Source organism: Gordonia hongkongensis, from assembly GCF_023078355.1.
Classification (GTDB): Bacteria; Actinomycetota; Actinomycetes; order Mycobacteriales; family Mycobacteriaceae; genus Gordonia; species Gordonia hongkongensis.
This window is the reverse complement of record NZ_CP095552.1, coordinates 992,769-1,017,183: the sequence shown is the minus strand read 5'-3', so window position 1 is coordinate 1,017,183 and position 24,415 is coordinate 992,769. Positions and strand designations below refer to the sequence as shown.

General features: G+C 68.6%; 22 protein-coding genes and 1 pseudogene. 6 read left to right on the top strand and 17 right to left on the bottom strand.

The window, feature by feature from the left end:
- Positions 1-87 precede the first annotated feature (87 nt).
- The 7 genes from MVF96_RS04675 to MVF96_RS04645 all read right to left on the bottom strand — a co-directional run bounded on the left by MVF96_RS04675 (position 88) and on the right by MVF96_RS04645 (position 6,426).
- On the bottom strand, positions 88-189 hold the full coding sequence (locus tag MVF96_RS04675) for a 30S ribosomal protein bS22 (protein ID WP_003402602.1): 102 nt from the start codon (positions 187-189) through the stop codon (positions 88-90).
- A gap of 293 nt (positions 190-482) precedes the next feature.
- Positions 483-716 (bottom strand): helix-turn-helix domain-containing protein, encoded by a 234-nt coding sequence (locus MVF96_RS04670; protein WP_004019963.1) that lies wholly within the window; start codon positions 714-716, stop codon positions 483-485.
- Positions 717-904: 188 nt separating this feature from the next.
- Positions 905-1,765, bottom strand: a complete 861-nt coding sequence (gene proC, locus MVF96_RS04665) for a pyrroline-5-carboxylate reductase (protein WP_247451424.1) — start codon at positions 1,763-1,765, stop codon at positions 905-907.
- 6 nt (positions 1,766-1,771) lie between these two features.
- Positions 1,772-2,629: a thioesterase family protein gene (locus MVF96_RS04660; protein WP_247451422.1), complete on the bottom strand. Its 858-nt coding sequence runs from the start codon at positions 2,627-2,629 to the stop codon at positions 1,772-1,774.
- A 38-nt stretch (positions 2,630-2,667) separates the two neighbouring features.
- Positions 2,668-3,441 carry a sugar phosphate isomerase/epimerase family protein gene (locus tag MVF96_RS04655; protein WP_247451420.1) on the bottom strand — a complete coding sequence of 258 codons (774 nt, stop codon included), beginning with the start codon at positions 3,439-3,441 and terminating at the stop codon, positions 2,668-2,670.
- 180 nt (positions 3,442-3,621) lie between these two features.
- The gene (locus tag MVF96_RS04650) at positions 3,622-5,394 is read right to left on the bottom strand and encodes a GtrA domain-containing protein (protein WP_247451418.1); all 1,773 of its coding nucleotides are present in this window, start codon (positions 5,392-5,394) and stop codon (positions 3,622-3,624) included.
- Positions 5,395-5,448: 54 nt separating this feature from the next.
- Complete coding sequence (locus tag MVF96_RS04645; RefSeq protein WP_176455923.1) at positions 5,449-6,426, bottom strand: Ppx/GppA family phosphatase; 978 nt, start codon at positions 6,424-6,426, stop codon at positions 5,449-5,451.
- 54 nt (positions 6,427-6,480) lie between these two features.
- Here MVF96_RS04645 and MVF96_RS04640 point away from each other — a divergent pair, with 54 nt between their 5' ends.
- Entirely contained in the window at positions 6,481-7,341 is an 861-nt protein-coding gene (locus MVF96_RS04640) for a DUF3109 family protein (protein WP_247451416.1), read from the top strand.
- Positions 7,342-7,368: 27 nt separating this feature from the next.
- Here the strand turns inward: MVF96_RS04640 and MVF96_RS04635 are convergent, their stop codons facing one another.
- From MVF96_RS04635 to MVF96_RS04620, 4 genes are all read right to left on the bottom strand, one after another.
- On the bottom strand, positions 7,369-8,055 hold the full coding sequence (locus MVF96_RS04635) for a response regulator transcription factor (protein ID WP_058252633.1): 687 nt from the start codon (positions 8,053-8,055) through the stop codon (positions 7,369-7,371).
- Positions 8,052-9,464 (bottom strand): sensor histidine kinase, encoded by a 1,413-nt coding sequence (locus MVF96_RS04630; protein WP_247451414.1) that lies wholly within the window; start codon positions 9,462-9,464, stop codon positions 8,052-8,054. Before MVF96_RS04630 ends, MVF96_RS04635 begins: the two co-directional genes overlap by 4 nt.
- Positions 9,465-9,603: 139 nt before the next feature.
- The gene (locus tag MVF96_RS04625; RefSeq protein ID WP_058252631.1) at positions 9,604-9,924 is read right to left on the bottom strand and encodes a GNAT family N-acetyltransferase; all 321 of its coding nucleotides are present in this window, start codon (positions 9,922-9,924) and stop codon (positions 9,604-9,606) included.
- A gap of 81 nt (positions 9,925-10,005) precedes the next feature.
- A complete protein-coding gene (locus MVF96_RS04620) occupies positions 10,006-10,752 on the bottom strand; it encodes a phosphoglyceromutase (protein ID WP_058252630.1) in 747 nt (248 codons plus the stop codon).
- Between the two features lie 151 nt (positions 10,753-10,903).
- On the opposite strand from MVF96_RS04620, the gene MVF96_RS04615 reads away from it, so the two are divergent.
- The gene (locus tag MVF96_RS04615) at positions 10,904-12,352 is read left to right on the top strand and encodes an APC family permease (RefSeq protein ID WP_078113001.1); all 1,449 of its coding nucleotides are present in this window, start codon (positions 10,904-10,906) and stop codon (positions 12,350-12,352) included.
- Between the two features lie 66 nt (positions 12,353-12,418).
- On the opposite strand, the gene MVF96_RS04610 is transcribed toward MVF96_RS04615, so the two are convergent.
- The 3 genes from MVF96_RS04610 to mshA form a co-directional block, all read right to left on the bottom strand.
- A complete protein-coding gene (locus tag MVF96_RS04610; protein ID WP_065629304.1) occupies positions 12,419-14,026 on the bottom strand; it encodes a 4-coumarate--CoA ligase family protein in 1,608 nt (535 codons plus the stop codon).
- 82 nt (positions 14,027-14,108) lie between these two features.
- Positions 14,109-14,729 (bottom strand): type III secretion system chaperone family protein, encoded by a 621-nt coding sequence (locus tag MVF96_RS04605; RefSeq protein ID WP_065629192.1) that lies wholly within the window; start codon positions 14,727-14,729, stop codon positions 14,109-14,111.
- A gap of 60 nt (positions 14,730-14,789) precedes the next feature.
- Positions 14,790-16,145: a D-inositol-3-phosphate glycosyltransferase gene (mshA, locus tag MVF96_RS04600; protein ID WP_247451412.1), complete on the bottom strand. Its 1,356-nt coding sequence runs from the start codon at positions 16,143-16,145 to the stop codon at positions 14,790-14,792.
- A 127-nt stretch (positions 16,146-16,272) separates the two neighbouring features.
- On the opposite strand from mshA, the gene MVF96_RS04595 reads away from it, so the two are divergent.
- The 3 genes from MVF96_RS04595 to MVF96_RS04585 are packed head-to-tail and all read left to right on the top strand — an operon-like array spanning position 16,273 to position 18,970.
- Complete coding sequence (locus MVF96_RS04595; RefSeq protein ID WP_247451410.1) at positions 16,273-17,265, top strand: metal ABC transporter solute-binding protein, Zn/Mn family; 993 nt, start codon at positions 16,273-16,275, stop codon at positions 17,263-17,265.
- On the top strand, positions 17,262-18,104 hold the full coding sequence (locus MVF96_RS04590) for a metal ABC transporter ATP-binding protein (RefSeq protein WP_065629190.1): 843 nt from the start codon (positions 17,262-17,264) through the stop codon (positions 18,102-18,104). Before MVF96_RS04595 ends, MVF96_RS04590 begins: the two co-directional genes overlap by 4 nt.
- Positions 18,101-18,970, top strand: a complete 870-nt coding sequence (locus MVF96_RS04585) for a metal ABC transporter permease (RefSeq protein ID WP_058252624.1) — start codon at positions 18,101-18,103, stop codon at positions 18,968-18,970. The genes MVF96_RS04590 and MVF96_RS04585 overlap by 4 nt, the downstream gene beginning before the upstream one ends.
- 129 nt (positions 18,971-19,099) lie before the next feature.
- Here the strand turns inward: MVF96_RS04585 and MVF96_RS04580 are convergent.
- Positions 19,100-19,567 (bottom strand): annotated as a pseudogene (locus tag MVF96_RS04580) (DUF2599 domain-containing protein); the annotation flags it as partial.
- Between the two features lie 13 nt (positions 19,568-19,580).
- On the opposite strand from MVF96_RS04580, the gene MVF96_RS04575 reads away from it, so the two are divergent.
- Positions 19,581-20,729, top strand: a complete 1,149-nt coding sequence (locus MVF96_RS04575; protein WP_247451408.1) for a beta-mannosidase — start codon at positions 19,581-19,583, stop codon at positions 20,727-20,729.
- Between the two features lie 24 nt (positions 20,730-20,753).
- On the opposite strand, the gene MVF96_RS04570 is transcribed toward MVF96_RS04575, so the two are convergent.
- Together MVF96_RS04570 and MVF96_RS04565 are read right to left on the bottom strand one after the other, a co-directional pair.
- Positions 20,754-22,409: a glycosyltransferase family protein gene (locus MVF96_RS04570; protein ID WP_247451406.1), complete on the bottom strand. Its 1,656-nt coding sequence runs from the start codon at positions 22,407-22,409 to the stop codon at positions 20,754-20,756.
- Entirely contained in the window at positions 22,406-23,965 is a 1,560-nt protein-coding gene (locus tag MVF96_RS04565; protein WP_247451403.1) for a glycosyltransferase, read from the bottom strand. Before MVF96_RS04565 ends, MVF96_RS04570 begins: the two co-directional genes overlap by 4 nt.
- Positions 23,966-24,415 lie beyond the last annotated feature (450 nt).

Below are 24,415 nucleotides of genomic sequence, written 5' to 3'. Positions count from 1 at the left end.
TATCGCCAGTCGGGCGTTCCGGCGCACCGAGGAATCCCGGAACGACAAAAGGACCCGCCGTGGCGGGTCCTGATGCCGAAGAAAAGCCTATTTACCGAGTTTGCGACGCTGCACCCGGGTCCGACGCAGCAACTTGCGGTGCTTCTTCTTCGACATGCGCTTGCGGCGCTTCTTGATCACTGAACCCATCGGGGCGCTTCCTCACGATTGACACTGATGTACTTGTTCGGCCCTGGTCTGCACTTCAGCCGGGTACGGCGCCGGGAGCGAAGCGACGAGCGGCGGTGTGTCACGTAGGGCTCACCGGCGCATCCAGGTACGCGACCACCGAGCCTACCGGGCGGCACGCCGGATCGGGAAATCGCGATGGCCAACGAGCGGCGGCGGGGGACGCCCACACGCAAAAGGCCCCGTGACCGGCGTGGGCCGGTCACGGAGACCTTTCGAAGAAACTGCTGTTCAGGCGTGGTGCGAAAGCCGGATCAGCCGGCGTCGAAGTACGACGTCTCCAGGTAGTCGTGGACCGCTTTCGCGTGCACACGGAACGAGCGTCCGACCCGAACCGCGGGCAGTTCGCCGTTGTGGACGAGACGGTAGACGGTCATCTTCGAAACGCGCATCAACGATGCAACCTCGGCGACGGTGAGGAACTGCGACGCCGAAGCCGCGTTGCTCACTGCGCCTGTCCTGTCACCAGGAGTGTCTGCAGGTGCCATGAATCACTCATACCTCCGGTGCACGCGTCGCGGCCGCAGGCTTCCCCTCCTGCGGACATCAGACACGCACGTGCTTAAAGAAGCTTAGCGTGGCAGATGTGAAAAAAGCGACGTGAGAGACCGGTATTTCTGAGATTCCTGTGACTCGACCCCAACATGCTGGGGTTTGTCGGCCGTTCGACCACAATTCATGGGGTGTCCGTGACGGCGTGTCCCTGCGCCAAACCCTCGACTTCCACTCGACGTCCGCCGCGGGCGCTGGCGGCCGCGCAGGCACGAGTCGCCTGGTAGACCGCGTGCCGCAGACCGTTGGCCTCGAACTCCCGGATCGCCTCGGCGGTGGTGCCGCCGGGCGAGGTGACGGCCGCACGCAGGTCGACCGCGGACAGCCCCGAGTCGCTCAGCAGGATGCCCGCGCCGCGAATGGTCTGCACCGCCATCTCCGAGGCCTGGGCACGGGTGAGCCCCAGGCCGACGCCGGCGTCGATCATCGCCTCGGCGAGCAGGAAGACGTAGGCCGGACCAGAACCGGACACCGCGGTGACCGCGTCCATCTGCTTCTCCGGCACAACCGTCACCCGGCCGACCGTCTGCAGGATCTTGACCACCGCCTGCAGCTGTTCGTCGCCGACGTACCGGCCGGCCGAGAGCGCCGACATCGCCTCGTTGACGAGCATCGGGGTGTTGGGCATGACCCGGATGACGGGCGACCCGGCCTGCAGCGCGCTCTCGTAGCGCGACAGGGGCAGGCCGGCCACCAGGGTCACGGTCACTCGCTCGGATTCCGCGTTGTCCTCCGCCGAGGCGAGGATGCGCAGGATCGAGTCGACGTCGTCGGGCTTGATCGCCAGGAACACATACTGCGCCGACTCGGCCGCGCTCTTGACGTCGGTGACCAGCACGCCGTACTCCTCGGCGATCTCGGCGGCGCGGCTCTCCACCCGCTCGGCGACGACGAGGTCCTTGGTGGGGGTGCCTGCACCGATCAGACCGGCGAGCAGTGCCTCACCGATCTTGCCTCCGCCGATGATGGCGATGCGTTCGGACACGGATGTCTACCTTCCTGCGGGGATGAGGGCGAGCTGACGGGACTGTGCGACGACGGTCCCGATCGAGTCCACCACGAGGTGGTCCTCCTCGAACATCCCGGGGCCGACCTCGGAACTCGTCGCGGCGAAACGCAGCCAGCCGGGTGCGGGATGGCGCCGGACGTAGGTGGTCAGCTGCACCGTGGGCGCCCACCCGAACAGCGCCAGGTTCATGACGACCGGGGGCGAGATGTCACCGACCAGGACCGTGAAGTACTCGTCGGGTTCGACGCCCTTCGGCCGGATCCACCCACGGACGAGCGGCTCGCCGGTCTCGCCGCGGACGACGGGGAACGTCTCCGAGTCGAGGACCAGGTCGATGGCGGCGCCGAGGTGGTTGACCTCGGCGATGGGCGAACCGTCGAGCGGGATGCCGGTCGACGACGGTTCCACGGGCACGGAGTCGAGGACCGTGGGGCCGGAGTGGTGCGGCCGGCCGCTGTCGGGACGCGCCATCGTCACCGACGAGGACACCACGGTCCGACCGAGTTGCACGGCGTCGACCGACAGGACCGTGACGGTGCGCCCGCGCTTGCGCACACTGATCACCAGGTCGACGTCCGCGGCATCGGGAGCGGTGAGGTAGTCGCTGGAGATCGCCACCGGGATCATCGCGGCCGCCGACTCGGCGAGCCGGTCGCCGTCCGGCGTGAGCGCGGTCAGCGCGGTCCGGGCCGCCTTCGCGACCACCATCTGCAGCGTGCCGCCGTGCACCTTGGGGCCGATCGTGAACGTCTCGTCGATGTGCGCCCGCAGGGTGATCGAGTCCGGACCGCCACGGTCGACCTCGGTCAGCTCCTGCACCTGGGTGATCTCGCTGGTCATCGTCCCGCCTTCGTCGAGGAGACCCGTCCCCCGACGAATCAGCTGCTCAACTGGCCGGTGGGCTCGGGGTGCAGCTCCCGTTTGAGATGCCGCCGCGCAAAATCTAGCGAACGGGCCAGCAGCGCGCTGCGCTCGGGTTTGGTGCGCGCGCTCCCCGTGGTGACCTCGAGCACAACCGCCCCGGCGAAGTCGCTCGCCGCGATGCGCCGGCACACCTCGGCGCAGGGCTGCGCCCCGTCACCGGGGATCAGGTGCTCGTCGGTGGCGGCACCGTTGCCGTCGGCGAGATGCAGGTGGTTGAGGCGCGAGCCCATCCGGTCGAGAAGAGCGAGGGCGTCGACGCCGGCGGTCGCGGTGTGCGAGAGATCGAGCGTGTAGTGCGCGTAGCCGTCATCGGTCGGATCGATCGACTTGCCGAACGCCGATGCCGCCAGACCGGGACCACCGCCGCGCTTGCTGAGTCGCCGGACCGAGGGCTCCCCTGCGCCGAACAGCCGGTCGGCGCGCATGGGGAACATGTTCTCCACGGCGACCGCGACCCCGCTGTCCGCCTCGAGTTCGTCGACGAGATCGTCGAAGGCGGCGACGTAGCCACGCTGCCACCGGAACGGCGGATGCACGACGACGGTCGACGCACCGAGATCCTCGGCCGCCTCCACCGCACGGGCCAGCTTCACGACCGGGTCGCGTCCCCACACCCGCTGGGTGATGAGCAGACACGGGGCGTGGATCGACAGCACCGGAACCTGGTAATGGTCCGACAGGTACTCGACCCGCCGGATGTCCTGGCTGAGAGCGTCACCCCACACCATCAACTCGACGCCGTCGAAGCCCAGCTCGGCGGCGTAGGCGAAGGCCGCCTCGGTGTTCTGGGGATAGACCGACGCCGTCGACAGACCGATCGGGATCTCGGCGGACGGACGCGGGGGTCGGGTCTCATCCGGTCCGCCCGCTTCGCTCCGCTCCCGACGGGTTCATCGGTTCACACCGGCTCACGCGGCCAACAACACCAGCGGCCCGATGGTGACCAGCAGACCCACGCCGAGCGCGAGCAGCGTCGTCGGCAGGTCCTTGGTGCGCCGGACCACATGCGACAGCGTCACGATGCCGAAGATCACCAGGACCGCGAGCACCAGCGCGAAGTACGGATTCCATCGCCACAGTTCGGTGAAACCCCAGAACAGGCCGACGCCGACCGCGAGGCCGACGATCGCCTGTCCGAACAACACCAGCCAGGCCTTCACCGGCGACTCCTCGGCGTCGTCGGTCGCCCGACCGTCCGGTGCCGGTGTGTCGACGGTGCCGGTCCGCTCGGCGGACTCCGCGTCCGCGGCCGAATGCACGACGTCCTGGCCGGCGTGCTCCGCCGTGGCGGCTGCCGAGTCGGGATCGGCGTCGTCATCGGAGGTCTCGTCGATGTCCGTGGTGTCGTTCAGGGCATCGAACTCTGCCGGGCCCTCGGGCTCGGCGGGCCCCTCCGGCTCGCGCTCCTTCACCAGGTCGACCCGGTCCTCGTCGCCCTCGGAAGTGGACTCGATCGGTTCGATGGCCTCGGTCGGGTGGTCGTCGGTGGGGCGGTCGGCGGTCTGGAGACTCTCGGTCTCGTCCGAGCCGGTCCACCGACCGTCGGCGTCATGGGTCTCGGGGTGCGCCGCGGCGATCGCCGCCGTCGTCCCACCCGCGGTCGCGGCGGCGGCCGCGGTGGCTGCCCAGTCGTGCGTCGACTCGTCGCCGTCGGTGTGTGCGTCCGGGTGGTCGTCGGTGTGGCGATCGGGGTCGTTCCGGTCCCGGTTCTTGCCGCCGAAGAGCTTTCGCGCGAACCCGACGACACCCGACGGCCCTGTCTTCTTCGACGTCCCGGTCTTGCGGGCCGGGCCCCCGGACCGGCCCTTGCCCCCGGGCCCGTCGTTCCCGCTCTCCACGTCGGCGAAGTTGCGATAGGCGTCGAAGTCCATGACCTCGGAGAACCCGCCGTCGCCGCGCTCGCGGGGGCCGTCGGTGCCCGCATCGACCTCGGTCAGGTCGTAGGTGACCACGTCGTCGGAGTCGACGACCGACAGATCCGACCCGTTCTCACCCACCACCGGGATGATGCCGGTGACGGCGTTCGCCGACTCCTGGTCGACGGGAGCGGAATCTCGCGGCGGCGTCTGCCCGAGCCGACGTGCCACCGCCTCGGAGCTGAAGTCGCGCGTCGACATCGGCGGGACGGCTCCCTGGCCGTAACCGGGCATCCCGCTGGCGGTGCGGTTACCCGGCCGTGCCTGGTGTTGCTGGTCGGCGCGCGGCCGGTCGACGACGGGCTGATCGTCGGCCGGGCGGCGTGGGACCGGGTTCGTCGAACGCGGGAACGGCGCGGCGGCCGCGGCCGGACGGTTCCGCGGGGTCGTGTCCCGCTCCGGGGCACCGTTCTCCGCAGCAGTCTTCTCCGGAGCTGCCTTCTCCGGGGCCGCCGTCTCCGGGGCCGCCGTCTTTGCAGGCGCGGTGCTCGCTGGCGGGGCAGCCGGCTCGGGCCGGGTTGCGGGTTCGGGCCGGGTTGCCGGCTCGGGCCGGGCCGCGGGCGCCGCGGAACCCTCTCCCGCGTCGGCGACCTTCGGGATCTCGCCGGTCAGCTCGGACACCGAGAACGATCCGTCCCGGCCGGCGCGTCGGTGGCCGCGGCCGTCACGGGTACGTGCCGGCGAGTCCCCCTGGGACCCCTGCGAGCGGGCGAGAAGTTCCGACACCGAGATGGGTCGGGATTCGGGCTCCGAATCCTTCGGCATGTAGTGGCTCTCCGTCCTCGTTCTCGAACGTTTGGGTCCGGGTCTACCAGGGTGTCAGCCGACGCCCTCGCGAACGCCCTGCACCGGTGTCGGCTCCAGCGCGTCGGCCTGCTCCGCGTCGAGTCGGCGCAGGATCACACCTTCCCGGAGTGCCCACGGACAGATTTCCAGTGTATCGACTTGCAACGCGCGCATCGCCGCCTCGGCGACCAGCGCTCCGGCGACCAGCTGGCCGGCCCGGTCCGAGCTGACGCCCTCGAGTTCGGCGCGATCGGCCTTGGTCATGCGGGAGATGAAGGAGATGAGCTGACGAAGCCCGCTCGTCGTCAGTTCGCGGCGCACCCGCGGTCCGGCGCTCGACGGCGCCGCGCCGGTCAGTCGGGCCAGGCTCCGGAAGGTCTTCGACGTCCCGACGCACAGATCCGGCGCACCGGGTGCGAGCAGCTGGGACGCGGGTGCGCGGAGCTCGGCGTCGAGCCAGTCGCGCAGCACGCCGACCCGCCGCCGATCCGGCGGATCGTCGGGCAGCCACTCGCGGGTGAGACGTCCGGCCCCCAGCGGCAGTGACAGCGCGACGTCGGGTTCCTCGTCGACGCCGTTGGACATCTCCAGGGAGCCGCCGCCGATGTCGAGAGCGAGGATGCGGCCGGCGCTCCAGCCACGCCAGCGGCGCACCGCCAGCGACGTCAACCGGGCCTCGTCGCGCCCCGACAGGACGAGCACGCGCACCCCGGTCCGCTGCTCGATCTCGTCGAGCAGGTCGTCGGAGTTCGTCGCATCGCGCACGGCCGACGTCGCGAACGCCATCATCTGCTCGCAACCGGACGTCCGGGCGATGTGGGTGAACTCGTCGATCGACTCGATGAGCTTGGCGACGGCGCGGTCACTCATCCGGCCGTCGGCGTCAATCTGTTCGGCCAGGCGCAGGACCGCCTTGGTCGAACTCATCGGGGTGGGGTGACCGCCACGATGGGCGTCGACCACCAGGAGGTGGACTGTGTTGCTGCCCACGTCGAGGACTCCTAAGCGCACGGGTCAACGGTAGTGCAGCCGCCTGCACCGCCCGATCCCGGCTACCGTGTAAAGGTGACCGCCATTTCGCCGTCCGCGCCTCGCATCGATCCCGCGCCGGAGGTCGAACTCGACTTTCCGCGCGAATGGTACGAATTCGCCGATCCCGCCGACCCCGAGCACGTCATCCGGGCCGATCTCACCTGGCTGCTCTCGCACTGGACGTGTGTGTTCGGCACACCCGCATGTCAGGGCATCCTCCCGGGCCGGGAGACCGACGGGTGCTGCAGTCACGGCGCGTATCTGTCCGACAAGGACGATCGCAAGACCCTCGCCCGCGGCGTCGCGATGCTGACGCCCGAGGACTGGCAGTTCTACAAGAAGGGCTCCGGCAAGGACCCGGTCGGCCCGAAGGGGTACCTCGAGGAGAGCGACCTCGACGACGAGCCCGCCTTGAAGACGCGACTCCACAAGGGCGCGTGCATCTTTCTGAACCGACCCGGTTTCTCCGGCGGCGTCGGATGCGCGCTGCACTCGATGGCGCTGCGCAAGGGACTCGAACCGCTCACGGTCAAACCCGACGTGTGCTGGCAGCTGCCCATCCGTCGTGAGCAGGACTGGATCGAACGCCCCGACGGCACCCAGGTGCTCCAGACGACGATCACCGAATTCGACCGGCGTGGCTGGGGCGAGGGTGGCCACGATCTGAAGTGGTACTGCTCGGGTTCCCCCGACGTCCACATCGGGTCCAAGCAGGTGTGGGAGTCGTACGCACCCGAGCTCACCGCGCTGCTCGGCGAGGCCGCCTATGCGGCGCTGGCAGCGGCCTGCCGGCGCCGGAACGGGCTGGGGCTCATCGCGATCCACCCGGCGACGCAGGCCGCGACCGAGCGCCGCGAGACCGACGTCAAATACGAGCTGCAGCCCCCGGAGTAGTCCCCGGGGCGCCGCGGCCCGGCCGGCTCACGCCTCGAGCTTGTACCCGAGGCCGCGGACGGTGATGAGGTGCTTCGGATTCGCCGGGTCGGGCTCGATCTTCGAGCGCAGTCGCTTGACGTGCACGTCGAGCGTCTTGGTGTCGCCGACGTAGTCGACGCCCCACACCCGGTCGATGAGCTGACCCCGGGTCAGGACGCGGCCGGAGTTGCGCAGCAGATACTCGAGGAGGTCGAACTCCTTGAGCGGCAGCGTGATCGACGTTCCGTTGACCGACACGGTGTGTCGCTCGACGTCCATCCGGACCGGCCCGGCCTCCAGGATCCCGATCTCCAGACCGTCGTCGGGTACCTCCCCGCCGCGCCGCAGCACCGCGCGGATGCGGGCGATCAGCTCGCGCGCCGAATACGGCTTCGTCACATAGTCGTCCGCGCCGAGTTCGAGGCCGACGACCTTGTCGATCTCACTGTCGCGCGCGGTCACCATGATCACCGGGACGTTCGACCGGGTGCGCAGGGCCTTGCAGATCTCGGTTCCGGACATCCCGGGCAGCATGAGGTCGAGGAGCACGATGTCGGGACTGACGCGATCGAAGGTCGGCAACGCCTGCGCGCCATCGGTGATGACGCTGGCCTCGAAGCCCTCTTTGCGCAGCAGGAAGGCCAGCGGATCCGCCAGCGATTCCTCGTCCTCGACGATCAGAACGTGGGTCAACTCTTGTTTCCTTCGGTGGGTCGGGCAGATGGGTCGTCACCCTCCGCGGAGGGAAGTGCGCGGGGCGGCGCATCGGGATCCGACAGCGCCTGCTGGGCGGCCGGCGGCCAGCCGGCGTCGGACAGGTCCTCCGGGATGCACAGCGTGAAGGTCGAGCCGGTGCCGGGTTTGCTCCACAGGTTGATGGTCCCGCCGTGATTGGCGGCCACGTGCTTGACGATGGCCAGTCCGAGTCCCGTGCCGCCGGTCATCCGGGACCGGGCCTTGTCGACCCGGAAGAACCGCTCGAAGACCCGCTGTTGATCCTCCGGCTCGATCCCGATCCCCCGGTCGGTCACCGCGATGGCGACCATCGGCCGCCCGTCGATCTTGATCACGCGGCGGCTGATCGACACCACGGTGTCCGACGCCGAGTACGAGATGGCGTTCGAGATGAGGTTGTTCAGTGCGGTGAGCAGCAGCGGACGGTCGCCGCGGATGATGACGCCGATCGGACCGTCGGCGCGCAGTTCGATGGCCGCCGCCTCGGCGGCGAGCGTCGCCGCGGTCAGCGCGTCGTCGATGAGCGAGTCGACATCGATGCAGGTGAACTCCGGTGTGACGCCGTCCTGGAGTCGGGACAACGCCAGCAGCTCGCTCACCATGTTGCCCATGCGCTTGGTCTCGCCGACGACGCGGCGACCGAAGTGCTGCACCGAATCGGTGTCGTCGGCCGACTCGAGCAACGCCTCGGCGAGCAGCCCGATCGCGCCGACGGGGGTCTTGAGCTCGTGCGAGACGTTGGCGACGAAGTCGCGCCGGGTGGCCTCCACGCGTTTGTGTTCGGTGTCGTCGAGTCCGTACGCGACGACATAGCGTTCCTCGTCCTGCGCGACGATCCGCGCGTGACAGCGCACGTGCTCGACACTGGGCCGGGGCGTCCGGCCGGTAGAGACGAAACCGAGACTCGACATCGGCGGGCTGAACTCGAAGCGCCGTTCGACGCCGGTGTCGAGCACTTCCTTCACGGCCTCCCACACCGGGTCGGCCAGCAGCATCTCGCGTACGAGCCCGAGTTCGACGGCCCGCTGGTTGTACAGCACGACGTCGCGGAACTCGTCGACCACGGCGATGGCGGTCTCGGTGTTACGCACGACCATGCTCAACAGACCGGCCTTGGTCATGCGGCCGTCGTCGGTGGTCGCCTGCACGTCGGAGTCACGGACCTCGGCCGAGGCCGGCACCTCACGGGGACCGAGGGTCGCCTCGGGAACGAATTCGGCGGCGGTGGATGCGGAACGACGCGGGATGCGATCGAGGAACGCGAACCCTCGGGACCGGTCCCGGTCCCGGGTGCGTCGACCGATCACGACACCGAGGCAGAGCGCGAGTACGAACGCGATCGTCGCGGCGAAGATTGCGGCGGTCACAGGGGCAGCTTACGGCTCGACCAACACCGAACGCACATCTGACAAAGGTGTTCGACAGTTGTTCACGCGGAGTTGGCCGGAGTCCTTGCCGACGCGGCGGCGCGCTTCCCCGGTACCGGGGCGGCCGTGTCCGGACCGGTCATTGCGGAACCGGAACCGCCATGTCCGCGAACTCGGGGTGACGTTCGATGAAGCGCTGCACGTACGAGCAGACCGGCACGACCTGCTTGCCGCCGCGCCGGATGTCCTCGAGGACCGCCTGGACCAATTGGCCCGCGTACCCGTGACCACTGAACTGCTCGCGGATAACGGTGTGCGTGATGACCACCTGGTAGGGCTCGGAGACGTAGTCGAGATAACCGACGATCTCGTCGTCGCCCTGGGAATCGGCGACGAGGATCGCCTCGTACCGCTCCTGGGCAGGTGAGTGCTCGATTCGCAGGGTGCCCATGTCCGCCATGCCGTCTAATGTAGCGCGCGCCACACCGTCGACGCCATGGCGAAACGTGTCACGTCTGGATGTCCGAACGGACCCCGCCGACTACTTCTGCCCTTGGGCCGCCACCGCGGCGGCACCCGCGGCGGCCGCCTCGGGGTCGAGGTAGGTACCACCCGGGTTGAGCGGTTTCAGGTCGTCGTCGAGGTCGTAACGAAGCGGGTTGCCGGTGGGGATGTTCAGTCCGGCGATGTCGTCGTCGGAGATGCCGTCGAGGTGCTTGACGAGCGCGCGCAGCGAGTTGCCGTGTGCCGCGAGCAGCACGTTCTTCCCCGCCCGGACGTCGGCGACGATCGTCTCGAGGTAGTACGGGATGAACCGCTCGACGACGTCCTTGAGGCACTCGGTCAGCGGCACCTCGGGGAGATCGGCGTACCGCGCGTCGCCCACCTGGCTGTATTCGGCATCGGGTTCGATCGCCGGCGGCGGGGTGTCGTAACTGCGACGCCACAGCATGAACTGCTCGTCGCCGAACTTCTCCTTGGTCTCGGCCTTGTTCAGGCCCTGCAGCGCGCCGTAGTGGCGCTCGTTGAGGCGCCAGTCGCGGATCACCGGGATCCAGAGCCGGTCGGCCCGGTCGAGGGCGATGTGCGCGGTCGTGATCGCGCGGCGCAGCAGCGACGTGTAGACGACGTCGGGCAGCAGGTCGTGCTCGACGAGGAGCTCGCCCCCGCGTTCGGCCTCGGCCCTGCCCTTGTCGGTGAGCGCCACATCGACCCAGCCGGTGAACTGGTTGGACGCATTCCATTCGCTCTCGCCGTGCCGCATCAGGATCAGGGTGCCGTTGCTCATGGCCGATAGTTTTCCACAGTCGGTGCGCACCCTCTCCTCACCGGCGCCGGAACCCCCGGCCGGACCCCGGCGCGCACCTGGCGACGACGAAATGGTAATGAACCGGTCGATTCGCCGCGCGAACGGCCATGGGCGGGTCTAGCGTTAGCGCATGACAGCCAGTACAGACGCCGGCGCGACCGGCCAGAATGCGGAGAAGCAGCCCGAGCTCAAACGCGTGTTGGGCTGGAAGCTGTTGTTGCTCTTTATCATCGGCGACATCCTGGGCACCGGCGTCTACGCACTCACCGGCCAGGTCGCCGGCGAGGTCGGCGGCGCGGCGTGGCTGCCGTTCCTGATCGCGTTCGCGGTGGCGACGCTGACGGCGTTCTCCTATCTGGAACTGGTGACGAAGTATCCCCAGGCCGCCGGCGCTGCGCTGTACGTACACAAGGCTTTCGGGGTCCACTTCATCACGTTCATCGTGCTGTTCACCGTCATGTGCTCGGGTATCACCTCGGCGACCACCGCGTCGCGCGCGTTCGCGGTGAACATGCTGACCGGCATCAACGGCGGCGAGTCCCCGGATGCGACGCACCCCGCTCTGCTGTTCATCGCGATCGGCTTCCTGCTGCTGGTCATGTTCATCAACTTCCGCGGCGTCGCCGAAGGTGTGGGCACCAACGTGGTCCTGACCCTTGTCGAGCTGACGGGTCTCCTGCTGGTCATCTTCATCGCCTTGTTCTTCGTGTTCGGTGGCAACGCCGATCACTGGGATGCGGTGGTGGTTTTCGAATCGCCGGAGGAGAGGAACATCCTCATCGCGGTGTCGGCGGCGACGGCGCTGGCGTTCTTCGCACTGGTCGGCTTCGAGGATTCGGTCAACATGGCCGAGGAGTGCAAGGAACCGACCAGGATCTTCCCCAAGGTCATGCTCAGTGGTCTGGGGATCACCGCGGTGGTGTACGTGCTCATCGCGATCCTCGCGGTCGCGATCGTGCCCGTGGGGGTGCTCGCCGAGAGCGAGACGCCGCTCGTCGACGTCGTGCAGACCGCCGCCCCGGACTTCCCGATGACCGAGCTGTTGCCGTGGATCTCGATGTTCGCGGTGGCCAACACGGCCCTGATCAACATGATGATGGCCAGCCGGCTGCTGTACGGCATGGCCAAGCAGGGGGTCCTGCCCAAGTTCCTGGCCTACGTCCATCCCGGACGCCGTACCCCGTTCGCCGCGATCGTGTTCACCACCGTCATCGCGCTGTGCCTACTGGTCTACGTCAGCGCCGACCCGAAGGGTTCCATCGTCGGACTGCTCGGCGGCACCACCGCACTGCTGCTGCTCGCGGTGTTCACCGTCGTCAACGTCTCCGTCCTGGTGCTGCGCAAGGATCACGTGGGACACAACCACTTCCGCACCTATACGCCGGTTGCGGTGCTCGGCGCCGTGACCTCCGGGGCGCTCACCCTCCCGTTTGCCCGCGCCGACAACCAGCAGTACGTGATCGCGGCCTGGCTACTCCTGCTCGGCGTCGTGCTGTGGGCGTTCACCTACTGGCATCAGAAGCGAACCGGCGCCGAAGCGGCCTCCTACGACGACATCCCGCCCCACGAGATCCCGTGACGCACAAAAATCCGTATGACGTTGTGCCCGGTTTCCGGGCACAACGTCATACGGATGCCGCAGAGACTACTTGCGGAGGTCCTTGCGCAGGATCTTGCCCGAGGCCGACTTGGGGATCGTCTCGATGAACTCGACGGCCCGGACCTTCTTGTGCGGGGCCACCTTCGACGCCACGAACTCGATGACCTCGTCGGCGGTGATCTCCGCATCGGGCTGGCGCACGACGAAGGCCTTGGGGATCTCCTCGCCCGACTCCGCCTCGATCACGCCGATGACCGCGGCGTCGGCGATCTTGTCGTTGGTGAGCAGCAGCGCCTCGAGCTCGGCGGGCGGCACCTGGTAGCCCTTGTACTTGATGAGCTCCTTGAGCCGGTCGACGATGTAGACGCAGCCGGTCGGATCGACCTGCGCCATGTCGCCGGTGTGCAGGTAGCCGTCGGCGTCGATGGTGTCGGCGGTCGCCTGATCGTTGTTGAGGTAGCCCAGCATCACGTTCGGCCCCTTGACCCACAGCTCGCCCGGCTCGGACAGTCCCTCGCTCGGCAGCTCGATCTCCGCCCCCGATGCGGGGTCGACGATCTTGTTCTCGGAGTTCGGCACCGCCCACCCGGTCGAGGACAGCGGGGGGTCCTGCTGACCCAGCAGGCCGGGTGTGTCGGCCGGGATGATGTGACTCACCGGCGACAGCTCACTCATGCCGTAGCCCTGCAGCATGTGCAGGTCGAGACGTTTGGCGACGGCCTGGCCCAGCTCGTCGTCCAGCGGCGCCGCGCCCGACATCATCGTGTGCAGCGAGGACAGGTCGTAGTTGTCGATGATCGGGTGCTTGGCCAGCGCCACGGCCACCGGCGGTGCGATGTAGGCCATGGTGACCTTGTGGTTCTGGATGTTCTCGAGGAACTCGACGAGGTCGAACCGCGGCATCACGACCAGCGACGCCCGGTTGTACAGCGCCGCGTTCAGCAGCACCGTCATCCCGTAGATGTGGAAGAAGGGCAGCACCGCGATCACCACGTCGTCGGCGCCCATGCCCTGCAACGGTCGGATCTGCGCGACATTGGCGACCAGGTTGCGATGCGAGAGCGCGACGCCCTTCGGATTCCCGGTGGTACCGGAGGAATACGGCAGGACCGCGACGTGCGTGGCCGGATCGAACGACACCTCCGGTGCGGCCAGTCCGGCGCCCAGGAGGTCCGCCGCATTCGGGTGGCCGGAGGCGTCCTGGCCCTCGCCGTCGAGGACGATCAGGTCGGCATCCGCCAGCCCGACCTCGTCGGCGGCGGCCTTGGCCTGCTCCAGCATCGGCGAGATGGTCACCAGCATCTTGGCGCCGGAATCCCGCAGCTGCTTGGCGATCTCGGGCCCGGTGAAGAGTGCGTTGATCGTCGTCGCGGTGCCGCCGGCCCGCAGAATCCCGTGGAACACCGTCGCGAACGCCGGGATGTTGGGCGACAGGATGCCCACCACGTCGCCCACGCCGATCCCCCGCGACGCCAACGCGCCCGCCGCCGCCTCGATCTGCGAGATCAGCTGCGCATAGGTGGTCGTCGCCCCCGACTTCGGGTCCACCAGCGCGGTACGGGCGAGGTCCTCCTCGGCCACCGCGCCGAACAGGAACTCGAACACACTCACGTCCGGGATCTCGACGTCGGGGAACGGACTCGTGAAGCTCATGACACCTCCATTGGGGAATTTCTCGACCACATCGTATCAACGCACGTTGATACGATGTGACGTGGACCTCTCTCGAGAGAGTCTACGATTCGTCCGATTCGGCGGTCGACGGATCCTCGGTGACGCTCTGCGCACCGTCGACGACCGACTCACCCGGTACGTAGCGGCCTTCGAGCGGCTTCCCCGCCTCCGGCAGGGACTCCTTGTCGATGAGGTGCTCGAAGGCGAGCAGGTTGCGCAGCGATTCGCCGCGGGACACCCGCCACGCCCACTCCCGCTGGATCGAGGTCAGGAACCCGAGTTCGAGCAGGGTGTTGAAATCCCCGTCCGCGGCCTCGAGGACCTGCCCCAGGATCCGGTCGACCTCGCCGGAACTCAACCCGTCGGCGGAGATCCGGCCGACGAGGTAGATGTCACCGGTGTTGTCGATGGTGTAGGCGACGCCGTACAGCCGGCGGTTGCGCTTCAGCAGGTACTTGTACACGCCGGCGTGGTTCTCGTCGGGCCGGCGGCACACGAAGGCCTCCACCCGGACGCCGTGCTCGCTCGCCGTCAGCAGCACGGTGGTCTTCAGTTTGCGTTCGCCGGGCAGCTCGACGACCACGTGATCGACGTCGGCCCCGCCGCCGCTCTTGCGTGCGAAGGCGATCTCGTTCTCGCCCAGCGTCTTCTCCAGCAGGTCGACGACCTCGTTGCGACTCACGGCATCCTCTCGTCGGTGATATCGGGAACCCCTTGCGCAGCGGGCGATTTCGGCGCAGCGTCAGACGGTGACCCGGTTGCGCCGACGACGCCAGCGGCGTCGGAGGCGCGCCGAGGCCGCGGCCGTAGCGGACACCTCGGGCGACGCCGGGCGCTGGTGCGCGGCGAACGACCGCATCGCCCGGCCGTAACTCTCGAGAAGCTGATCGACCGTGTGTTCCCAGGAGAACTGCTCGGCGTGGGCGCGGGCGTGCTGTCCGAGCTCGACGAGTCGATCGGGTTGCGCGAGAAGCTTTTCCAGCGCATTCGTCCAGTCCCCGACCCGATGCCCGTTGACCAGCACTCCGGTCCGGCCGTCGTCGACCGCCACCCCGAGGCCACCCACATTCGCGGCGATGACGGGCGTCCCGCAGGCCTGCGCCTCGATCGCGACCAGTCCGAAACTCTCCGAATGACTGGGCACGGCAACCACATCCGATGCCCGGTAGACCTGCACCAGACGGTTCGACGGCTGGGGCGGCAGGAAGGTGACCGAATCGGCGATCCCGAGTTCGGCGACCTGATCCATCAGCGCGGTGGGCCGTTGCAGCCCCGACCCCGACGGCCCGCCGACGATGAGCACCCGCAGCTTCCGCCCGGTCGCGGCGGACTCACCGATGAGCGGCGCGACCGCGTCGACGAGGAGGTCCGGGGCCTTCAGCGGTTGGATGCGCCCGACGAACGTCACGATCATCTCGTCGGGGTCCAGGCCGAGCTCCGCGCGGGCGGCCGCGGCGGAACCCGGTGTGTAACAGTCGAGATCGGCACCAGGGGTCACCACGTCGATACGGTCGGCGGCGGCACCGTACATCGAGAGCAATTCGGTCGCCTCGGTCTGGGTGTTCGCGACCAGGCGATCGGCCTCCCCGACCACCTGCTGCTCCCCGATGACCCGTAGCTGCGGCTCGGCGGTGTCGCCCTCGGCCAGCGATGCGTTCTTGACCGCGGCCAGGGTGTGCGCGGTGTGCACCAGGGGGACACCCCACCGGTCGCGGGCGAGCCACCCCACCTGGCCGGAGAGCCAGTAGTGCGAGTGGATGACGTCGTAGTGACCGGGCGCCTGCGCGGCCTCGGCCCGCAGGACCCCGGCCGTGAACGCACACAGCTGGGCGGGCAGTTCGCGCTTGTCGAGGCCCTCGAACGGGCCGGCGACGACGTTGCGCACCGTCACCCCCGGCGCTGCGGCGACCGACGCCGGGTCGGCCGACGACGTCGCGCGGGTGAAGATCTCGACCTCGACTCCCCGACGGGCCAGCCGCGTCGCGGTCTGCCAGACGTAGACGTTCATCCCGCCGGCGTCGCCGGTGCCCGGTTGCGCCAGCGGCGAGGTGTGCACGGAGATCAGCGCGACACGCCGCGGGGACGGGCTCGAGGTCATGGTCTCCACCATAGAGAAACGCCGTGTCGGGCGAGGAGTCCCCCGGCCTGCGGACACCCTGCACGCCCGTCGCCGCGATCACCTAGACTGCTTTCGGTAACGATTGTCATTTGCGTGAAGGTTGTCGATGAAGAAATCCCTGCTGGCCACAGCCGGTGTGCTGTCCGCCGCCGCCCTGGTGTTGTCCGCCTGCTCCAGCGACTCCGGCGGGACCGACGGCCCCCCGACCGTGGTCGCGTCCACGAACGTCTGGGGTGCGGTGGCGGCCGCGGTCGCCGGCGACAACGCCGAGGTGACCGCGCTGTACACCAACGCCGACGGTGATCCGCACGAGTTCGAGCCCTCGGCAGCGGACACCGCGACGATCGCCGATGCCGACATCCTCGTCTTCAACGGCGGCCACTACGACTCCTACATGGAGGAGGCGGCGGCCAACTCGGACGCGACGGCGGTCGACGCCTACGCCCTGCTCGGGAGCGACGAGCATGCCGACGAGGCCGGTGGCGATCACGGCGACGAGCACGCGTCCGGCGATCACTCCGACGGTGATCACTCCGACGGGGCCCACGACCACGCGCACGGCGACCAGAACGAGCACGTCTTCTACGACCTCCCCGTCGTCGCCCAGGTGGCCGACAAGGTCGCCGACGCGCTGGCCGAGAAGGACCCGGACAACGCGGAGTCCTACCGCGCCAACGCCGAGACCTTCACCACCGGCATCGACGGTCTGCGCTCGAAGCTCACCACCATCCGGGAACAGCACGCCGACACCGAGGTCGCCCAGACCGAGCCGCTCGCGGGCTACATGCTGACCGAGGCCGGGCTCGTCGACATCGCGCCGGCCGGTTTCACCCAGGCCGTCGAGGAGGGCCAGTCACCCGCGGCCGCCGACCGTGCGGCACTGCAGGACATCCTGGCCGACCGTCGGACGAAGGTGCTGATCTACAACACCCAGGCCGTGGACCCGGTGACACAGGCCATGCTCGACGTCGCGCGCTCCGCGGGCGTCCCGGTCGTGGAGTTCACCGAGACCCTGCCCGACGGCGTCACCGACTACGTCGTGTGGCAGGGCGCCCAGATCGACGCCCTGACCGCGGCGCTGGGTTCCGGCTCCAATTGACCGGGGCAGGCGACTCGACCGGGGTAGGCAAGGGCAGGCCGGTCGTGGACTTCACCGGCGCCCGGCTAGCGTTCGGCGACCGGGTTCTCTGGGACGACCTCGACCTGACGATCGAACCGGGTGAGTTCGTCGCGGTCCTGGGGCCCAACGGCTCCGGCAAGACGTCGTTCCTGCGGGTTCTGTTGCACCAGTACGCGCTCGACCGCGGCACCGTGACCACCACCGACGCGGTGGGCTACATCCCCCAGCAGCACGCCGAGGACGACGCCGACCCGATGGCCATCCGCGGCCGGGACCTCGTCGGGTTCGGTGTCGACGGCGGCCGCTGGGGTGTCGGACTCCGGGGCCGGGCACGACGCCGCGCACTCGTCGACACCGCGCTCGGTTCGGTGGACGCCCTGCCGTACGCCGACGCCCCGCTGGGCGTCCTGTCCGGCGGCGAGCAGCAACGGCTACGCGTCGCCCAGGCGGTGGTGAGCGATCCCGCGCTGCTGCTCTGCGACGAGCCGCTCGCCAGTCTCGATCCGACCAACCAGCAGGTGGTCGTGGACCTCATCGATCGCCGGCGCCGGGACGCCGGGACGGCCGTCGTGTTCGTGACCCACGAGATCAACCCGATCCTGCCCTTTGTCGACCGCGTCCTGTACCTCGTCGACGGCCGGTTCCGCATCGGCGAGCCGCATGAGGTGATGACGACGGAGACGCTGAGCGAGCTGTACGGCAGTGACGTCGAGGTGTTGCGCGTCAACGGCCGCCTGGTCGTGATCGGCGGCGAGGACGCCCACCACTGCGCCGCCGACAGCGAACCGGGTGTCGCGAGGCGAGGCGGTCCGGCGTGAGCGTCACCCACCTCTCCGTCGACCGCTCGTTGAGCGACCTCTGGGATTTCTCCACCACCATCGACCTGCTGGGTTACGACTTCATGCAGCAGGCACTGCTCGCGATGGTGCTGCTCGGTCTCCTGGGCGGCCTGCTGGGCCCGCTCATCGTCGCCCGGCAGATGTCCTTCGCGGTGCACGGCGCCAGCGAACTGTCGGTGACCGGTGCCGCGGCGGCCCTGCTGATCGGGTTCAGCGTGAACCTCGGCGGCGTCATCGGCGCGGTCATCGCCGCGGCGGTCTTCGGTTTCCTCGGCAACAAGGCGCGGGAGCGCGACTCGGTGATCGGCGTCGTGATGGCGTTCGGCCTCGGCATCGGCGTCCTGTTCCTGGCCCTGTACGGCCGGATCGGGACCGGCTTCGCGTTGCTGACCGGTCAGGTCGTGAGCGTGGGCATCAACGGCCTGGTCGCGATCGCCATCACCACGGGCATCGTCGTCGTCGTGCTGGCCGTCATCTACCGGCCACTGCTGTTCGCCTCCACCGATCCCCGCGTCGCGCAGGCGCGGGGGGTACCCATCCGGACCCTGTCGGTGGTGTTCGCGATCATCATGGGCCTGGCGGCCGCGCAGGGCGTGCAGATCATCGGCGCGCTGCTGGTGATGTCGCTGATGATCACCCCGGGCGCCGCCGCCGCCCGCGTCACGTCGAATCCGACGCGCACGCTGGTGTTGTCGGTCGTGTTCGCCGAGGTCGCGGCGGTCGGCGGGCTGCTGATGTCGCTCGCTCCCAAGCTGCCCGTGTCGGTCTTCGTCACGATCATCTCGTTCGCGATCTACGTCGTGTGCCGGATCATCGGCAACCGCCGCGTGCATCGCACGCGCTGATCCGACAGAACACAACCACTGCCGGGCCGCCTCGCTCGCACCGCAGTACCTTTCATTCCTCGGCGAAGCCGGGTTGCAGCCTGCGCCGACCATGTCCTCCTCGGCGACGACCGGCCGGCCGGGTTCGAGGTTCCAGGTGGGCTTCTCGGGTTCGACGATGCGGGCGAACCGCCAGTGGCAATCGAACTGGGCCTGCATCCCGGGGGTGTCGGCGGTGGGGTCGAGAGCGACGACCTCCGCCCACGCGGCGGCCATCGCGCCGGGGTCGGTGGTGTAGCGCCCGGAATTCGTGGGGAACACCGAGAGGCTCGGACCGACCGCGGTGTCGGTCCACTCGGTCCGCTCGATGTACGGCGGGCGGTAGACGATCGTCGGCGCGCTCTCGGTGGGCGAGTACGGACCCGATGAATACGGGGTGGGTGACGGGCTCGTCGTGCTCGAGCCGGCCGTGCTCGGGCCCGGTGCTGCGGGGTCGACCGCGTCTGTCCCGCATGCGGACAGGACCGCGGCGACGGCCAGCGCGCCTGCTGCGGCGCGCCACCGCCTCCGCCCTCCGTCTGTCACTCCCGCACCCGCCCTGCGCAACCCCGTCGACATACCGACACCCTAGGTGACGGGTAGCCTGCACCTTGTGGTCCGCCGGCGCACGCACAAGCGGGCGGTCGGGTTGTTCGTCACCGCGATCGCCGTCGTCGTGCTGTGCCTCGCGGGGTGTGCGCGCACCCCCGATCCGGGACCTCCCCAGACCACCCAGTCGCATCGGGCCTCGACCACTCCCACCGGCCTGGTGCTCGACGGAAAACCCTGGTGGCCAGCGGGGTTCAACGCGTATCAGCTCAGCACCGACTGGTCGGTGAACCGCGGCTGCGGCGCCCAGGTCAACGCCGACGAGTACTTCGACAGACTCCCGCCCCGCGGGCTGACCCGATTCAACCTGTACTCGGTGTTCGCCGTCGACAAGCGCAGCGGGCTCATCGATTTCGGGCCGATCGACCGGGTCTTCCAGGCCGCGGCCCGGCATCACCAGATGGTCCTGCCGGTCCTCACCGGAGGCTCGGGCGACTGTGAGGACGAGCGGTTCAAGGAACGCGACTTCTACGTCGACGGTTGGCAGAGCCAGGAGATCGTCGGCGGGCTGACGTACGCGGAGTGGGTCGAGATCGCGGTGACCCGCTGGCACGACGAGCCGTCGATCGCCGGCTGGGAACTCGTCGGGGAGCCCGAGGCGAGCAAATGCGGTCCGGCCTCGTGCGACTGGGACGCGCGAACGTGTCCCGACGATGCCACGGCCGTGTTGCGCGCGTTCTTCGACCGCGCCGGCGCCCATCTCCGGGCCTACGACGCCGACCGGCCGATCTTCTCGGGAGTGGTGGGCGGCGACCAGTGCGGCCTCGCAGGCGCGGGTTATGCCGAGGTCCTGGGCTCGGCCGGCGTCGACGTGCTCGACTTCCACGACTACCGCTCCGATGTCGATCCCGAATCGGGGCCCGCGGGCAGCAATCTGCGCGCACGACTGGCGCAGGCTCGCGAGCTCGGAAAACCGCTCGTGGTCAACGAGATCGGGATACACGCCGGCTCATGTGGCTCGATCGCGAACCGGGCCGAACAGTTCGAGACCATCATCGCGCGCCACCGCGACGCCGGGGTCGCCGGCGCGCTGCTGAGGTCCTTCGTCCCGGACCCGCGCGGCGCGCAGTGCACGTACGACATCGGGTTGCATGACCCGGCCTGGAATGTGGTGCGCGAGTACGTCTCCTGAACGCGTGCGACGATCCGCTCGGGCTCACACCAGCTGATACAGCCGCCAGTCCGGAAGATCGGCGCCCTGGTTGCGCGCCTCGAGGACGAGAACCCCGATCTGGGCGCCGTTCTCGTAGATGGTCGGATACCGCTGGTTGACCGCGTCGGAGAGTCCCCGACCTTCCGGTGGGACGGTGAGGAAGTAGCGCACGCCGCCGCCGACCGGGTCGTTGAGCAACTGCGCGAAGTCGCGATCCGACGGGATGACGAACTGGCGCGGCCGCTCGGACTGGACCACCACCGCGAAGCCGTACACGGTGTCGCACAACACCGCGCCGTCGGGCAGGTCCAGACCGTCGAGATACTGCGCCAGCGCCCGCTCGGTGGAGAACGACCGCACGATGCGCTGCTCGCCGAGGTACTTCTGGTCCACCGAGTCCGGGCGCGGATCGACGACCGATCCGAGCGCGAACTCCTGCGGCGCGTACTTGGGTGACGTCATCCCGGCTGCGGTGACCGGGATCGCGGTGGCGACCACGACGATCACGATCGTCGCGGCGATCTTGTTACTCCAACGCGAGGCATAGGGACGGGGCGGCAGAATGTCCGAATGTCTGCCCTCGCGACGCATCGGAACCTGCTGCCGCAGGGGCACGGACAACAGGGCGATGATCGCGGCGAGCAGGACCACGGTCATGTAGAACCGAAGAAAGCCGAACGTGGAACCGCGTGAGTAACCGAAGACCTGAAACGCCAGCACGGCCACGATCAGCAGTGCGGGCAACATCGCCGCAAGCCGACGACGTCGGGCACGGACCCCGATGACGCCGAGGATGAGTATCGGCAGCAGCGGTGCGAGGATGAACATCTCGGTCAGCGAGAACTCGACCGCGTCGCCGGTGGTGGCCGATCCGCTACCACCGGACTGCGCGATGATCGCGGCATTGCCGTACTCAGAGGTGAACTGCGCGAACGCGTCGCCGGTGATGAGCCAGCCCGCCGCTGCCCAGGCGAGAAAAGCCAGGGCGCTGGGCGCCACCACCAGGGTGATGTCGAGAAGCGTGCGCGACAACCGTTTTCGGCGGTCGTGACGTGTGTAGGTCACCCATCCGACCACGAAGGCCGCGGCCAATGCGGCGGCACCGCCGTCGTAGCGGGTCAGGTACGACAACCCGAGGGCGATACCGGCCACGACGAGCTCGTGGACGTCATCTGAGGTGACCCATCGGATCAGACGACGGGTGGCCCAAGCCAAGAAGAAGAGGTACGGCGCCTCGCTCATCCCGTTCGCGGCATAGAGGACGATCATCGGATTGATCGCGTAGAAGATCGTGAAAGTACCCGCCACGAGCGGACGCAGGCCCTGGTCGCGCGCGATCCCCGACGCCTGCACCACCGATCCGGCCATGAACGCCGACGACATGATCACCGCCGAGAGCGCCTGCGTCGTCATCTCCGGGAACCACGGGGTGAGCGCGGTCAGCGGCAGCTGGACGATGGCGGTCAGCGGGGTGAAGATGAATCCGATCGCCGCGAGATGCGGTGTCCGACTGAACAGCACGCTCTGTGCCGACTGCACCCTCGACAGCGCGTCGCCGAAGAACAGCTGCACCTCGCTGACGAGGTAGACCCCGATGACGAGGTACGGGATCCACGTCGCGAGGAAGATCAGCACCGAGGCCGGGACACGGCGGGTCACGTCGTCTCCTGCCCGTCGGGATCGGTGTCCGGTGAACTGCTCGTGGACAGACCGTGAAAGGTCTTCTCCCAGTAGGACGGATTGACCAGGATCTGCCACATGCCCTTGATGGCGGCGACACTCATCATCAGCCAGTACAGCGGGATCAAGAGCGCCGAGACGAGCAGTTCGCTGCGATCGTCCTCGCGGATCGCGATGAGGTTCATGTACAGCGCCGCCCCGTTGCCCAGCAGCAGCGAGATCAGCGACAGGTAGTAGATGGGTCCGGGGAACAGTTCGGCGACGACCGGCGGCTGTCCGCCGATCCACAGCGCCAGGATCAGCCAGAACACCATGTTCAGGCAGGCGATCACCGGGGTCCCGGCGATCAGCAGCGTGAAGCGCACGAACGCGACGGGCCCGAGGATGTGCCAGAGCTTGACCGGGTGCCGCATGTGGACGAGCCACGTCTGCATGTAGCCCTTGTACCAACGGGAACGCTGACGGACCCAGTTGATGGCATCGACATTGGCTTCCTCCATCGTGACCGAGTCGAGCACCAGGGTGCGGTATCCGTGGTCGGCGATGCGGACCCCGAGGTCGGCGTCCTCGGTCACGTTGTAGGGGTCCCAGGCGCCGATCGTGTCGAGCACGTCACGCCGGAAGTGATTCGACGTGCCGCCCAACGGGATCGGCGCGCGGCTGACCATCATGCCCGGCAGCAGGAAGCCGAACCAGATGCCGTAGTCGGCCGTGAACCACTCGGTCAGCATGTTGTCGCGCACGTTGTGGAAGCTGAGCTTGCCCTGCACGCAGACCACCGAGTCGTCGCCGGAGTTGTTCAGCACGTACACCGCCCGACGGAGCTGCAGCGGGTCGGGTTTGTCCTCGGCGTCGAAGATGGTGACGATGTCGCCGGTGGCGAAGTGCATGCCGTAGTTGCAGGCCTTCGGTTTGGTCCGCGGCTGCGCCGGGGGTGTCAGGACGACCGTGACGATCCCGTTCTCCTCCACCCCGCGCGCCGCCTCGATCGTCGGCTCGTCGTCCTCTTCCAACAGCAGCAGGACTTGGAGCTTGTCCCGTGGGTACTCGATCGTCTCCATCGCGGCCACCAGTTGACCCACCACCTCCGGCTCGCCGTAGGCCGGGACGAACACGGTGTAGGCGGGCAACTCGTCGTCGGGGATGGACCGGGCGTCCTCGTCGGAGACGCGGATGGCACCGTTGACCAGTCCCCGCCGGAAGATCACCAGGCGGTCGGCGAGGGTCACCACGTATCCGATCGTGGCGATCGAGACCAGGGTCGCGCAGGTCCCGACCGGTTCGATCACCATCGCGACGGCGATGATGCCGAGCAGCGTGAACCCGATGATCTTCTGAATCCGGCTGAAGGCCACCGAGGCCGACATGTCCTCGTCGGCGTTGCGGAGACGGTTCACGGCGTCTTCGAGGGCCTGCGCCCGGTAGCCCGGGTCGGCGAGCAGTTCGGCCACCGGACGCGTCGGTCTGGTGCTGCGCGCGACCCCCGGCTTGTCGGCGGCTGCGGCGTGCCCGGGGCCGGCCTCGTCGATGCTCATGCACCGGCCCCCGAGCGGCCCCGAGCTGGGCCCGGATGAGCTCCCCGGCCAAGCCGATGAGCAGGGCCTCGTCCTTGAGTTGCGGGTCGGTGTCCAGCAGGACCGAGTTGCCCCGCAGCAGGATCGTCATCAGCGAGTTCATGTTCGCGAGGATGGTGATCCGCGGCTCCGGGAAGTAGGCCTCGGGCTCGTGGTTGTCGACTGCCCACAGCATGACCTGCTGGGTCCGGTTGCCGTTGTTCCATCGCCAGGACAACACCGTGTAGGTGAGGTAGCGCTCGTCGTCGACGACACTCCACACCCGACCCCGGACCCCGTTCGACAGGTCCACCTCGATCGGAAGGCTCGTGCGTTCGCTGGACAGGTCGTAGCGGAAGATGTCCGGGTAGACGTCGAGGACGAGTGGCCGCCTGCTGTCGACGCTGTCGACGACCACCCGCCGGGGACGCG

Excerpts from the sequence above, each read along its gene's own strand:
- MVF96_RS04675 (WP_003402602.1), bottom strand. The coding sequence starts at position 189 with ATGGGTTCAGTGATCAAGAAGCGCCGCAAGCGCATGTCGAAGAAGAAG.
- MVF96_RS04670 (WP_004019963.1), bottom strand. The coding sequence starts at position 716 with ATGGCACCTGCAGACACTCCTGGTGACAGGACAGGCGCAGTGAGCAAC.
- MVF96_RS04660 (WP_247451422.1), bottom strand. The coding sequence starts at position 2,629 with ATGACCAGCGAGATCACCCAGGTGCAGGAGCTGACCGAGGTCGACCGT.
- MVF96_RS04655 (WP_247451420.1), bottom strand. The coding sequence starts at position 3,441 with ATGGTGTGGGGTGACGCTCTCAGCCAGGACATCCGGCGGGTCGAGTAC.
- MVF96_RS04650 (WP_247451418.1), bottom strand. The coding sequence starts at position 5,394 with ATGCCGAAGGATTCGGAGCCCGAATCCCGACCCATCTCGGTGTCGGAA.
- MVF96_RS04625 (WP_058252631.1), bottom strand. The coding sequence starts at position 9,924 with ATGGCGGACATGGGCACCCTGCGAATCGAGCACTCACCTGCCCAGGAG.
- MVF96_RS04620 (WP_058252630.1), bottom strand. The coding sequence starts at position 10,752 with ATGAGCAACGGCACCCTGATCCTGATGCGGCACGGCGAGAGCGAATGG.
- MVF96_RS04615 (WP_078113001.1), top strand. The coding sequence starts at position 10,904 with ATGACAGCCAGTACAGACGCCGGCGCGACCGGCCAGAATGCGGAGAAG.
- MVF96_RS04610 (WP_065629304.1), bottom strand. The coding sequence starts at position 14,026 with ATGAGCTTCACGAGTCCGTTCCCCGACGTCGAGATCCCGGACGTGAGT.
- mshA (WP_247451412.1), bottom strand. The coding sequence starts at position 16,145 with ATGACCTCGAGCCCGTCCCCGCGGCGTGTCGCGCTGATCTCCGTGCAC.
- MVF96_RS04595 (WP_247451410.1), top strand. The coding sequence starts at position 16,273 with ATGAAGAAATCCCTGCTGGCCACAGCCGGTGTGCTGTCCGCCGCCGCC.
- MVF96_RS04565 (WP_247451403.1), bottom strand. The coding sequence starts at position 23,965 with ATGAGCATCGACGAGGCCGGCCCCGGGCACGCCGCAGCCGCCGACAAG.